Origin of the sequence: Methylorubrum populi (assembly GCF_002355515.1) — a bacterium.
Lineage (GTDB): Bacteria > Pseudomonadota > Alphaproteobacteria > Rhizobiales > Beijerinckiaceae > Methylobacterium > Methylobacterium populi_A.
Map to the genome: position 1 here is coordinate 1 of NZ_AP014811.1, position 12,260 is coordinate 12,260.

A 12,260-nucleotide genomic window follows, 5' to 3' on the forward strand; every position below is an offset into this window, starting at 1 on the left:
GAAGCCGTCCGCGCAACAAAAAACCCCGCGCCGATGAAGGCACGGGGTAAGAGAGAACTGGGTATGCTCCTTGGGAGGAGTGATGCGCACGGTGCATAATGAATGCCAAGCTGCAACAGGCTCAGGTCTCATTTCCTAGCGTAATTCCAAAATAGTGTGCGCCACCACACCTGCGTGAAAAGAATTTTAAGCTGGCAAAGTATACTAGACGCGGAAGAACATGCGCCTATGACAGGGGCATGACGCCCGTGAGCCGCTGCCTTCACAAGGTTGATCATCTCTCCGCCGTGCCGGACAGCACCGTCGCGGAGCGCATCAACGCCGCACTTGATGAGTTGGAAGGGGCCTACCGCAAACCCTGCGAGCGCATCGTGGCGCTGGAAATGGTTCTGCACGAGGTCCGTCAGAACCGAAGGATCGGCGGCACGCCCTTCGCCCGCTTTGTCCATGTGAGCGTCGAGCGTCGTCAGGAGAAGCTGTCGCGCTGCGCCTGACGACGCTCGCAAGCTATCAGTGGGCGGGCTGCTCCGCTGCCCCTGCCTTCCGGTCCTTCTTTTTCTTGCGCAGTTTGGTGGCCTTCACCGGCTCGTCATCGTCTGGCGCACGCTCAGTGATGGCAAAGCCGTGCAGGTCCCGAAGGTGCTCGGAGGCATCGCCATGGCTCTCAGTCAGCGCGTAGAAGGCCGCGCGGACGACTTCCTTCTTGGTCGCCTCCGGGTGCTGCTCGCGGACAGCGGCGAGGAGCGCCTTGGGTTTCATGCCGCTGGCGGCGACGCCGCGCAGGGTGTTCGCGAGTTCTTCAATCGAGGCCATATCGCACCTGTTGCCCCTTGTGCCGATCCGCGGGGTTGGTCTTCGATGGCCCTCTGTAGCATGACAAACAAATGACGGTCTGCCCCTGCGGATTGTGGCGGGAGAGGCACGCTCTTGTGTGGTCTGTTCCTCTATGAGGGCGCCAGTTCCTTTGTGAGACCGGGAACCTACTTGCGGCGCGTTGCGGCCTCTGCCGCACGCGTCGTTTTCATACGCCAAGCCTCTCCGTACCCGCCCTTTCCGGGACTGCGAGCGGTCAGCAGTCAAGGTTCTTGAGCGGGTCGGGCTTCTGTCCGTCCGGCAGGATCTCTTTGATGTGCCGGTGCACCAGCTCGGCCGAGAAGGGCTTGCCGATGAAGCGGGCCCCCTCCGGCATGTCGTCGGGCCCCGGCTTGACGTTGCCGGAGGCAATATGATCCGCCCCCACTGAAGTGGTCCGCCCTGAGGTATGGCTTTTGAGCCAGATGAGGACGGACAGATGGGAACGAAGCGGCACAAGCCGGAAGACGTGGTCGCCAAGCTGCGGCAGGTGGATGTTCTGGTCTCGCAGGGCCAGAGCGTGGCGGAGGCGATCCGGGCCATCGGCGTGACGGAAGTGACCTACTATCGCTGGCGCAAGGAGTACGGCGGCCTGAAGAGCGATCAGGTTCGACGGATGAAGGACTTGGAGGTTGAGAACCAGCGGCTGCGCAAGGCGATTGCGGATCTCACCCTCGACAAGCTGATCCTGCAGGAGGCCGCTCGGGGAAACTGACCAGCCCCGCGCGCCGACGCGCCTGCATCGCGCATGTCATGAACGTCCTAGTGGCCTGAGTTGGAAGTTTCCTTGCGGTTTTGGCGCGCGAGCACCATGTGGCGGCCTTCTACGAGGAGGTCGCTACGATGGCCCGTGGTCCCAAGCCAGCGCACCTTGATCTGACCGGGGATGAGCGCACGCGGCTGCAAGGCCTGGTGCGCCGTCGCAATGTCGGCCAGGCTCTCGCCCAGCGTGCGCGCATCGTGCTGGCCTGCGCTGAGCCGGGTTCGACCAACAGCGGCATCGCTCGTGCGCTCGGCGTCAGCCGCATGAGCGTCACGACATGGCGCGCCCGTTTCCTGGCGCACCGCCTCGACGGTCTCGTCGACCTGCCCCGGTCCGGCGCTCCGCGCCAGGTCGCGGATACCGAGATCGAACAGATGATCACGCGCACCCTGGAGAGCCAGCCGGAGAACGCCACCCACTGGTCGACACGCGCCATGGCCCGGCGGGTCGGCATGAGCCAGACCATGGTCTCGCGGATCTGGCGTGCCTTCGGGCTGCAGCCGCACAAGATCGAGGCCTTCAAACTGTCGACCGACCCGGCTTTCGTCGACAAGGTCCGGGATGTCGTCGGCCTCTACATGGCCCCACCGCACCGCGCCGTGGTGCTGTGTGTCGATGAGAAGCCGCAGATCCAGGCGCTGACCGGCACCGCGCCGGTGATGCCGATGCGCCCCGGCCAGCCCGAGCGCCAGACCCACGACTACCGACGGGCTGGTACGACCGACCTGTTCGCGGCGCTCGACGTACAGGCCGGTCGCGTCATCGGCCATTGCGCACGGCGTCATCGCTCCATCGAGTTCCGCGCCTTTCTCGATCAGGTCGAGGCCGATGTGCCGAAGGATCTCGATGTGCACCTGGTTCTCGACAACGCGGCCACACACAAGACCAAGCTCATCCACGACTGGCTGCTGAAGCGTCCGCGCTGGCACCTGCACTTCACGCCGACCTCGGCCTCTTGGCTCAACCTCGTCGAGGGCTGGTTCGCGCTGCTGACGCGGCGCCAGCTTCAACGCGGCGTGTTCGAGACCACGGGCGATCTTGAAGCCGCCATCCACGCCTACATCGACCAGACCAACGCCGAGCCGAAGCCGTTCGTCTGGACCAAGTCAGCCGACGCCATCCTCGCCAGCATCAAACGCTTCTGCCAACGAACTTCCAACTCAGACCACTAGTGGCCTGAGTTGGAAGTTTCCTTGCGGTTTTGGCGCGCGAGCACCATGTGGCGGCCTTCTACGAGGAGGTCGCTACGATGGCCCGTGGTCCCAAGCCAGCGCACCTTGATCTGACCGGGGATGAGCGCACGCGGCTGCAAGGCCTGGTGCGCCGTCGCAATGTCGGCCAGGCTCTCGCCCAGCGTGCGCGCATCGTGCTGGCCTGCGCTGAGCCGGGTTCGACCAACAGCGGCATCGCTCGTGCGCTCGGCGTCAGCCGCATGAGCGTCACGACATGGCGCGCCCGTTTCCTGGCGCACCGCCTCGACGGTCTCGTCGACCTGCCCCGGTCCGGCGCTCCGCGCCAGGTCGCGGATACCGAGATCGAACAGATGATCACGCGCACCCTGGAGAGCCAGCCGGAGAACGCCACCCACTGGTCGACACGCGCCATGGCCCGGCGGGTCGGCATGAGCCAGACCATGGTCTCGCGGATCTGGCGTGCCTTCGGGCTGCAGCCGCACAAGATCGAGGCCTTCAAACTGTCGACCGACCCGGCTTTCGTCGACAAGGTCCGGGATGTCGTCGGCCTCTACATGGCCCCACCGCACCGCGCCGTGGTGCTGTGTGTCGATGAGAAGCCGCAGATCCAGGCGCTGACCGGCACCGCGCCGGTGATGCCGATGCGCCCCGGCCAGCCCGAGCGCCAGACCCACGACTACCGACGGGCTGGTACGACCGACCTGTTCGCGGCGCTCGACGTACAGGCCGGTCGCGTCATCGGCCATTGCGCACGGCGTCATCGCTCCATCGAGTTCCGCGCCTTTCTCGATCAGGTCGAGGCCGATGTGCCGAAGGATCTCGATGTGCACCTGGTTCTCGACAACGCGGCCACACACAAGACCAAGCTCATCCACGACTGGCTGCTGAAGCGTCCGCGCTGGCACCTGCACTTCACGCCGACCTCGGCCTCTTGGCTCAACCTCGTCGAGGGCTGGTTCGCGCTGCTGACGCGGCGCCAGCTTCAACGCGGCGTGTTCGAGACCACGGGCGATCTTGAAGCCGCCATCCACGCCTACATCGACCAGACCAACGCCGAGCCGAAGCCGTTCGTCTGGACCAAGTCAGCCGACGCCATCCTCGCCAGCATCAAACGCTTCTGCCAACGAACTTCCAACTCAGACCACTAGACGTCTCCGAGCGCCGCGCCTGTCGGGCGCTCGGGCAGCATCGCTCGACGCAGCGCAAGGTGCCGCGGGGAAGAGAGGATGAGGCCGCGCTGACAGCCGACCTCGTGGAACTGGCTCGCCAGTACGGGCGCTACGGCTACCGGAAGATCGGTGCATTGCTGAAGGCGGCGGGCTGGTTCGTCAACGACAAGCGGGTCGAACGGATCTGGCGGCGCGAGGGGCTGAAGGTCCCGTCTCGGCAGCCCAAGCGCGGCCGCATCTGGGACGGGGATGGTTCCTGCCTGCGATTGCAGGCGGAGCGTCGCGATCACGTCTGGTCCTACGACTTTGTCGAAGCCCGCACGCACGAGGGCCGCAAGTTCCGGATGCTGAACGTGGTCGATGAGTTCACGCGGGAGTGCCTGGCGATCCGCGTCGCACGCAAGCTGAAGGCGGCGGACGTGATCGACGTGCTGTCCGACCTGTTCATCCTGCGCGGCGTGCCCGGCCATATTCGCTACGGTCCGGAGTTCATCGCCAAGTCCGTGCAGGCCTGGATCACCGGTGTCGGCGCCAGAACAGCCTACATCGCACCCGGCTCGCCATGGGAGAACGGTTACGTCGAGAGCTTCAACGCACGACTACGGGACGAGCTTTTGAACGGTGAGATCTTCTACACGCTCAAGGAGGCGCAGATCGTGATCGAGAGTTGGCGTCTACACTACAACAGCGTGCGCCCGCACGCCTCGCTCGGCTACCGACCACCGGCCCCGGAGGTGTTCGTGCCGGCCTTCACCGCTTGGCCGGCTGCGCTCACCCGGTCGGCTCCGCCGGCCAAGCGACCCGTGGAGCAAAGGCCGACCCTGCACTAACTTAGAACTTGGACCACCGCGTGGGGGCCGATCAGCCTTCTCTTGGAAGACAAACGGCATTGTAGCAGACTTCATCCTGCCAGGAGATGAAGCACATGCGCTCCGCGTGTCGTTCGATCGGCCCTGCATCGTTCGTCTATTAGATGAAATGTCCTTGAGTACTGAGGACGACGACGCACCAAGCGAAGGTTTGATACCCGAGAACTTTGCTTACCGAGTGGAGGGTGCACAGTTCGCCCGTATTCAATCGGATGCATGGAAGGAAATCTACAAGCCGGTCTCGCACTATCTGTTTGTGACGGGCTGGGGATGTATGGACGTTTTAAGCGGCGGTGTGCCCGTGTTTTTGCTGGTAGACCGGCCGGGCTAAACATCCGCAGTGGGTCGGTTGCAGCTGCACCCCGATGCAAGGAAAACCGTCCTTCTTCTCACATGCATGATCGCACAACCAGAAGACCGCTCGGGGTTGGAAGCAGTCATCGCAATAAAGTTACGGTAAGTTCGGGCTATAAGGCGCTGATGCAGCTTGTCTCAAACCTCCCGCCCAGGTCTGCCGCTTTGATGCTGGCCTGTCTGAGCCTTCTAGCAACGGTGGTCCATTCCTCTGCATTGGATACGGCGACACCCTACCGTGCCAAGCGCCTGTTCTACGGATGCTGGACGCGAACCACCACGTATCCCAAGCGCACGCGTTGGCCGACCTCAACCTCGACGTGGTGCTTCGAACGTGGCCGGATGCTCGGCGGCCTGTCGTTCGATGCAGGTGATGGTTGGGATTACTGCGAACGCTGGCATGTGCGTGGACAGCGCCTCGCGGCTCCCAGTGCATATGACGACGAGAGGGAATGTACCTACGCTTTCTCGGGGGATCGACGGACGCTGATCCTCAAAGATTGCACTGGGGCTGGGGATTGGCAGCGAGATGACGCCAGCACCGAGACCAACAGAGGTTCATGGAAATGCCGAATGCAGGGGCGCCCTGAGGCCAACGAGCAGCCGTAGCGCGCGATCGCCTCACGACCGCTATGGGTCCAGGCCGTGTCAAAACTCTGGGATTGGGACTTTGCGGTCGGGTGACGTCCCGGTCTCTTGAGAATGGGCTGTTCATCGCGTCGAACGGGTTTTTGCGGTCGGGAGACGACCAGTTTTTGATTGAAAGCGCCTCCTGGACGGTTTCCCGGCCTCTTCGGCGAGCGATCCATGCTCCCGCTCAGGTGGGGATCGCCGCCAGGAGCTTCCGGCTTCCCAGGATGTTGAGAACCCGCGTCAGATTGTAGGCGAGGACATGGAGCGCCATCTCGGTCGAGACGCGCGGCAGGGTCTTGGTGAGGAAGTGCGTGGCCCCCATCCGCGCCTTCAGCGTACCGAAAGGATGCTCGACCGTCTCACGCCGGACCCGCATGGCCAGCGGATCGGCGTCCAATCGGCGCTGCACCGTCTCCAGCACATCCTCGTGCTCCCAACGTGTCACCCGGCGCTCCTTGCCCGTCGTGCATTCCGCCTTCATCGGGCAGGCCGAGCACACGTTCGTCCAGTACCGATGCAGCGTCAGGCCGTTCTCCACCGTGGTGCATCGGTGGGGCAGCGTCTCGCCCGCCGGGCACAGGTAGGCATTCTCCTGAGGGCGATAGAGAAAATCCTCCTTGCCGAAGCGGCCGGCGGCCTTGGCGCCCGAGGTCATCGGCCGGGGCAGCGTGACCGAGATGCCGGCGCGTTCGCAAGCCAGAATCTGTTCACCGGAATAATAGCCCCGGTCGGCCACCGCATCGAGCGTGTCCGTCTCCAGAGCCTGCTTGGCCCGTACTGCCATACCACGGAGCTGCGCCCGGTCCGAGCCGGCATTGGTCACCGCGTGCGCCACGATCAGATGATGCTCGGTCTCGACCGCCACCTGGACGTTGTAGCCCACCACGCCCGACCCGCGCCCGCTGGTTGCCATCGATCGCGCGTCGGGATCGGTCAGCGAGATCTGCCGGTCGGGCGCCGCCTTCATCTGCTCCTCCAGGCCGGCCAACCGCTCCATCTCCTGCCCGAGGCGGGCGATCTTCTCCTTCAGCCGCACCACCTTGGCGGCCAGTTCGGGTGTGGGATCCTGACGATCGGCCGTGTCGAGCTGCGAGAGGTAGCGCGACACGCTCTCCTCGATCTGCTGGCGGCGCCGGTCGAGCTTGCCTTGCGTGAAGTTGCGGTCGCGGTTGTTGACCGCCTTGAACTTCGAGCCGTCGATCGCGACGCGTGTGCCGGTCAGCAGGCCCATCTCGCGGCACAAACCGACGAAGCGGGCACAGACGCGCCCGATGGCCGGTCCGTTCTGACGGCGGAACTCAGCAATGGTCTTGTGATCGGGCGACAGCTGACCCGTCAGCCACATGACCTCGACGTTGCGGCCCGCTTCACGCTCCAGACGCCGGCTCGACGGGACCCGGTTGAGGTATCCGTAGACGTAGAGCTTCAGGAGAGCGGCCGGATGGTAGCCCGGTCGCCCCGTCCGTGCCGCATCGACGCCCGCGAAGCCGAGCGCCCCAAGATCCAGCGCATCCACGAAGGCATCGACCACGCGGACCGGATTGTCCTCGGCGATCCAGTCTTCAAGACACGGCGGAAACAGCGTCGTCTGATCACGCTCGGCACCGACAACAAACCGTCCCATGCCAGCCTCCGGTCGACCCGGAGAAAGATACCATCATGGGAGTTTTGACACAGCCAGGGTCGATAGCAGCGGCCCCCGGCTGTAAGGAAAACGGTCGTTTTTCTCACATGCATGATCACACCTGAGACCCGGAACCCACTCACGGCGCGTCGTGGCCTCTGCCGCACGCGCCGTTTTCATGTCTCAGGCGCAGCCGCCGGACGCTCTTTCTAAGCTGATGTCGGCTGCCACGACCCCGCTCCGATCGATTACCGCTTCACGAAGCCGATGTCGGCGGCCACAGCCTTGAGCCGGTCCGGTTCCCGCTCTCTCCGTTCGCTGTAGCGGTCGACGAGGTAGTCGGCCCGCTCGCGGGTCAGCAGCGTGAACTTCATCAGCTCCTCGCACACGTCCACCACGCGCTCGTAGAGCGGCCCCGGCTTCATCCGGCCGGCGTCGTCAAACTCCTTGTAGGCCATCGGCACCGACGACTGGTTCGGGATCGCGATCATCCGCATCCAGCGGCCGAGCACGCGAAGGGCGTTCACCGCGTTGAAGCTCTGCGAGCCGCCGGACACCTGCATCACAGCCAAGGTGCGGCCCTGGGTCGGGCGCACGCTGCCCTCAGACAGCGGCAGCCAGTCGATCTGGCTCTTCATCACGCCAGTGAGGTTGCCGTGCCGCTCCGGCGAGACCCAGACCTGGCCTTCGGACCAGATCGAAAGCTGCCGCAGTTCCTGCACCTTCGGATGGTCCGCCGTCGTGTCGTCGGGCAGCGGTAGGCCGTGGGCGTCATAGATGCGCACCTCGCCGCCCATGGCTTCCAGCAGGCGGGCGGCCTCGTAGGCGAGAAAGCGGCTGAACGAACGCTCGCGCAAGCTGCCGTAGAGGATCAGGAAGCGGGGCGCGTGGGTGAACGGCTGCGCCGGGTGCAGCCGTTCCGCTGTTGGCACCTCGAAATGCGTCTCTGAGAGGTTCGGCATTCCATCGTTGAACGGCTGCTGGGGCTTGTCCAAGGCAGAGCTTTCATCTACTTTTCAATAATAATTGAGATACTGAATCAATGATGGACAGCCCGCAAGCCGTGGCGGCGTTCGCCGCCCTCGGACAGGAATACCGCCTGAGCATCGTGCGCGCCCTCGTCACCGCCGGGCCGGACGGCCTGGCGGCCGGCGTGCTGGCCGGCGAGGTCGGCGTGTCCAGCACCAACCTATCCTTCCACGTCAAGGAACTGAGCCGTGCCGGGCTGATCCAGTCCCGGCGGGACGGGCGCTCGATCATCTACAGTGCGACTTATCCGGCGCTGTCCGACCTGATCGCCTTCCTGATGCGCGACTGCTGCCAGGGACGGCCGGAGGTCTGCACCCCGGCGGTGGAAGCCCTGGTGGCCTGCTGCACCCCCACCGGAGACGTCGCCCATGCCTGATCGCGTCTACAACGTGCTGTTTCTGTGCACCGGCAACTCGGCCCGCTCGATCCTGGCCGAGGCCATGCTGAACAAGGACGGGCAGGGGCGCTTCCGGGCGTTCTCCGCCGGCAGCCAGCCCAAGGGGCAGCCGCACCCGCTGGCGCTGCAAACCCTGCAGGAAACCGACTACCCCACCGACGGCCTGCGCTCGAAGAGCTGGGACGAGTTCGCCGCGCCGGGGGCGCCGCAGCTCGATTTCGTGTTCACCGTCTGTGACAACGCGGCCGGCGAGGCATGCCCCTTGTGGCCGGGCCAGCCGGTGACGGCGCATTGGGGCATCGAGGACCCGGCCGCCGCCGAGGGCTCGGAGATCGAGCGCAAGCGGGCCTTTGTGACCGCGCAGCGCTATCTCAAGAACCGTATCGCGGCCTTCGTTGCCTTGCCGCTCGGCAGCCTCGACCAGGTGGCGCTGTCGTCCAAGGTCCGCGAGATCGGCCAGCAGGCCGGCGCCACCTCGCCCCGGCCGGAGGTCGCATGATGGACGTGGTGATCTACCACAACCCGGCCTGCGGCACGTCGCGCAACACGCTGGCGATGATCCGTAACGCCGGCATCGAGCCGCACGTGATCGAGTACCTGAAAACCCCGCCCACGCGGGCGCTGCTGGTGCAGCTCCTCGCCCGCGCCGGTCTGGCGGTGCGCGATGTGCTCCGGGAAAAGGGCACGCCCTACGCGGAGCTGGGTCTGGGCGATCCGGCGCTGACCGATGACCAGCTGCTCGACGCGATCGAGGCGCATCCGATCCTGCTCAACCGCCCGCTGGTGGTCACGCCCAAGGGCGTCGCACTGTGCCGGCCGTCCGAGGCCGTGCTGGATCTCCTGCCGGCGCAACAGGGCGAGTTCGTGAAGGAGGACGGCGAGCGGGTCGTGGACGAGCACGGCCGACGCGTGGCCACCGCCTGAGCCTCAATCCAACCGATAAAAAGAAACGATCCCGATGCTCGCGCTTGCCATTTTCCTCGTCACCCTCGTTCTCGTCATCTGGCAGCCCAAGGGTCTCGGGATCGGGTGGAGCGCCCTGGCCGGCGCGGCCGTCGCCCTCGCCACGGGGGTGATCCATCCCGGCGATATTCCGGTGGTCTGGCATATCGTCTGGGACGCCACGTTCACGTTCGTGGCGCTGATCATCATCTCGCTGCTGCTCGATGAGGCCGGGTTCTTCCACTGGGCGGCCCTGCACATCGCCCGCTGGGGCGGCGGCCGGGGCCGGCTGCTCTTTCCGCTGGTGATCCTGCTTGGGGCCGCCATCGCGGCGGTGTTCGCCAACGACGGCGCGGCGCTGCTGCTGACCCCCATCGTCCTGGCGATCCTGCTGCGCCTCAAGTTCCCCCCGGCGGCAGCGCTGGCGTTCATCGTCGCCTGCGGGTTCGTGGCCGACTCGACCTCCCTGCCGCTGGTGATCTCCAACCTCGTGAACATCGTCTCGGCCAACTACTTCGACGTGACGTTCGGGCGCTACGCCGCCGTGATGGTGCCGGTGAACCTGGTCTCGCTCCTCGCCACGCTGGTGGTGCTGTGGGCGTATTTCCGGCACGACGTGCCGGCGACCTACCCGGTCGGCGAGCTGGAACCGCCTCGAGACGCGATCCGCGATCCGGTGGTGTTCAAGGCGGCCTTTCCGCTGCTCGGCGTGCTGCTGCTCGCCTACTTCATCACCGCGCCGTTCGGCGTGCCGGTCTCGGTCGTCACCTGTGCCGGCGCGGCGGTGCTGCTCGGCCTGGCGCTGCGCGGGCGGGTCATTCCGATCCGCAAGGTGCTGACCGGCGCGCCCTGGCAGATCGTGCTGTTCAGCCTCGGCATGTACCTCGTGGTCTACGGGCTCAGGAACGCCGGCCTGACCGACGAGCTGGCCAAGGGCCTGGTCTGGTTGGGCGGGCAGGGGCCGTGGGTTGCCACTGTCGGCACCGGTTTTGCGGCGGCCATCCTGTCCTCGGTGATGAACAACATGCCGAGCGTGCTGATCGGAGCGCTGTCGATCCAGCAGGCCCCGGATCTCACACCTTTGACCCGCGAGCTAATGGTCTACGCCAACGTGATCGGCTGCGATCTCGGCCCGAAGTTCACGCCGATCGGCAGCCTGGCGACCCTGCTCTGGCTGCACGTGCTGGCCAGCAAGGGCCAGCGCATCACGTGGGGCCAGTACATGAAGGTCGGCCTGGTCATCACGCCGCCGGTGCTGCTGGTCTCGCTGCTGGCGCTGGCGGCCTGGCTGCCCGTGCTCGGGACGCAGTAGCCTGGTGGGCCGGGACAGGCTCTGGCCGGTGTCTCGGCCCTAGGCGTGGTGCAGATCCTTGCCTGGGGCTCCTCGTTCTACCTGCTCGGCGTCCTCGCCGCGCCGATCGCACGGGAAGGCTTGACCCAGGGTCAAAGCTGCCTCCACAGCCGTCATCGTACCGCCTCGATCGCCTCCCGGGCGTCGCGATGATCCTCTGTTGACGCCTCAGGTGTCTCCTGCTTGGCCGAAGCATGCGGAGCCCGGCACAGCTCAACCCAGATCGGGAAATGGTCGGATCCCACGTCGCCCAGGCGCTCCATGCCGCTGAGCAGGAAATGCTCGCTGTAGAACACGTGGTCGAGGGGCCAGCGCGCGAACGGATACCGAGCGTGGAAGGTGGAGAACAGACCCCGTCCCTGACGGGGGTCGAGCAATCCGCTGATGTTCTGGAAGAGCGCGTTGGTACGCGACCAAGCCACGTCGTTCAGGTCGCCCGCTACGATCGTCGGCCCCCTCGTCTCGGCGACCTCGCGCGCAACCATCACCAGTTCGGCGTCCCGCGGCGCGCTGCTGTGCCCGGGGTGGGGAGGACGTGGATGCAATCCGTGGAAGGTTACGTGCTCGCCATCAGGCAGGACGATCGCCGTGCGGAGCGAGGGGACATCCTCCTGCAGCAGGTGCCGGACCGTGGCATCGCGGAGCGGGAAGCGTGAGTAGAACAGGAGGCCGTAGGTATTGTCCTGCGGCTGCTCGACCCGTTCGGGGTATCGGTCCCGCATGGGAGCCATCGCCTCTCGCCAGCTCTCGTCCGTCTCCAGCAACAGAACGAGGTCGGGTGACCTCGAAGCGACGAGGTTCAGGGCTGCGCCGTAGTCTCGGTTCGACTGGAGTACGTTGAGGACAAGAAGGCTCATCCGTTCGCCGGGATCGCACGTTCGCGCAGCCTTCGCCTGAGTAGCCCAGATCGGGGTGAACGGCAGGATATGGCTCGCCTGCAAAACAAGGGCCCCTACCATCACTAAGGCTAGGATCAGCACGCCTGCGTCACGTTCGAGCGACAGGAGCCCGACGATACAGGCGAGCAGCGCGATCGCGAACTGGAACGTAATTACCCAGGGGGTGGGCTCGGTCGCGGCGTGAC

General features: G+C 65.4%; 12 protein-coding genes and 3 pseudogenes. 10 read left to right on the plus strand and 5 right to left on the minus strand.

The window, feature by feature from the left end; genetic code table 11:
* Window positions 1–239: 239 nt before the first annotated feature.
* A complete protein-coding gene (locus MPPM_RS26855; RefSeq protein WP_041359208.1) occupies window positions 240–494 on the plus strand; it encodes a hypothetical protein in 255 nt (84 codons plus the stop codon).
* Between the two features lie 16 nt (window positions 495–510).
* On the opposite strand, the gene MPPM_RS26860 is transcribed toward MPPM_RS26855, so the two are convergent.
* Together MPPM_RS26860 and MPPM_RS26865 are read right to left on the minus strand one after the other, a co-directional pair.
* Entirely contained in the window at window positions 511–813 is a 303-nt protein-coding gene (locus MPPM_RS26860; RefSeq protein ID WP_041359206.1) for a hypothetical protein, read from the minus strand.
* Window positions 814–1,069: 256 nt separating this feature from the next.
* Window positions 1,070–1,240 (minus strand): hypothetical protein, encoded by a 171-nt coding sequence (locus MPPM_RS26865; protein ID WP_197536996.1) that lies wholly within the window; start codon window positions 1,238–1,240, stop codon window positions 1,070–1,072.
* Between the two features lie 51 nt (window positions 1,241–1,291).
* Between MPPM_RS26865 and MPPM_RS26870 the strand changes: the two are divergent.
* The 5 genes and pseudogenes from MPPM_RS26870 to MPPM_RS28735 all read left to right on the plus strand — a co-directional run.
* Window positions 1,292–1,608, plus strand: a pseudogene (locus MPPM_RS26870) (transposase); the annotation flags it as partial.
* A gap of 87 nt (window positions 1,609–1,695) precedes the next feature.
* Window positions 1,696–2,787: an IS630-like element ISMex18 family transposase gene (locus MPPM_RS26875; RefSeq protein ID WP_003597561.1), complete on the plus strand. Its 1,092-nt coding sequence runs from the start codon at window positions 1,696–1,698 to the stop codon at window positions 2,785–2,787.
* Between the two features lie 77 nt (window positions 2,788–2,864).
* Window positions 2,865–3,956, plus strand: a complete 1,092-nt coding sequence (locus MPPM_RS26880) for an IS630-like element ISMex18 family transposase (protein WP_003597561.1) — start codon at window positions 2,865–2,867, stop codon at window positions 3,954–3,956.
* Window positions 3,953–4,807 (plus strand): annotated as a pseudogene (locus tag MPPM_RS26885) (IS3-like element ISMex5 family transposase); the annotation flags it as partial. The gene MPPM_RS26880 and the pseudogene MPPM_RS26885, both read left to right, overlap by 4 nt.
* A gap of 148 nt (window positions 4,808–4,955) precedes the next feature.
* Entirely contained in the window at window positions 4,956–5,177 is a 222-nt protein-coding gene (locus MPPM_RS28735; RefSeq protein ID WP_428829492.1) for a hypothetical protein, read from the plus strand.
* A gap of 840 nt (window positions 5,178–6,017) precedes the next feature.
* Here MPPM_RS28735 and MPPM_RS26900 read toward each other — a convergent pair.
* Together MPPM_RS26900 and arsH are read right to left on the minus strand one after the other, a co-directional pair.
* The gene (locus MPPM_RS26900) at window positions 6,018–7,457 is read right to left on the minus strand and encodes an IS1182 family transposase (RefSeq protein WP_096486419.1); all 1,440 of its coding nucleotides are present in this window, start codon (window positions 7,455–7,457) and stop codon (window positions 6,018–6,020) included.
* Between the two features lie 248 nt (window positions 7,458–7,705).
* Window positions 7,706–8,452 carry an arsenical resistance protein ArsH gene (gene arsH / locus MPPM_RS26905; protein ID WP_012779298.1) on the minus strand — a complete coding sequence of 249 codons (747 nt, stop codon included), beginning with the start codon at window positions 8,450–8,452 and terminating at the stop codon, window positions 7,706–7,708.
* A 50-nt stretch (window positions 8,453–8,502) separates the two neighbouring features.
* On the opposite strand from arsH, the gene MPPM_RS26910 reads away from it, so the two are divergent.
* Genes MPPM_RS26910 through MPPM_RS26925 form a run of 4 tightly spaced genes read left to right on the plus strand, consistent with a single transcriptional unit; the run spans window position 8,503 to window position 11,137 of the window.
* Complete coding sequence (locus MPPM_RS26910; protein ID WP_173390193.1) at window positions 8,503–8,862, plus strand: ArsR/SmtB family transcription factor; 360 nt, start codon at window positions 8,503–8,505, stop codon at window positions 8,860–8,862.
* Window positions 8,855–9,382 carry an arsenate reductase ArsC gene (locus MPPM_RS26915; RefSeq protein ID WP_012779296.1) on the plus strand — a complete coding sequence of 176 codons (528 nt, stop codon included), beginning with the start codon at window positions 8,855–8,857 and terminating at the stop codon, window positions 9,380–9,382. Before MPPM_RS26910 ends, MPPM_RS26915 begins: the two co-directional genes overlap by 8 nt.
* Window positions 9,382–9,807, plus strand: a complete 426-nt coding sequence (gene arsC, locus MPPM_RS26920; RefSeq protein WP_012779295.1) for an arsenate reductase (glutaredoxin) — start codon at window positions 9,382–9,384, stop codon at window positions 9,805–9,807. Before MPPM_RS26915 ends, arsC begins: the two co-directional genes overlap by 1 nt.
* A gap of 34 nt (window positions 9,808–9,841) precedes the next feature.
* The gene (locus tag MPPM_RS26925; RefSeq protein ID WP_012779294.1) at window positions 9,842–11,137 is read left to right on the plus strand and encodes an arsenic transporter; all 1,296 of its coding nucleotides are present in this window, start codon (window positions 9,842–9,844) and stop codon (window positions 11,135–11,137) included.
* Between the two features lie 152 nt (window positions 11,138–11,289).
* On the opposite strand, the pseudogene MPPM_RS26930 reads toward MPPM_RS26925, so the two are convergent.
* Window positions 11,290–12,219: pseudogene (locus MPPM_RS26930) on the minus strand (endonuclease/exonuclease/phosphatase family protein); the annotation flags it as partial.
* Between the last annotated feature and the right edge of the window lie 41 nt (window positions 12,220–12,260).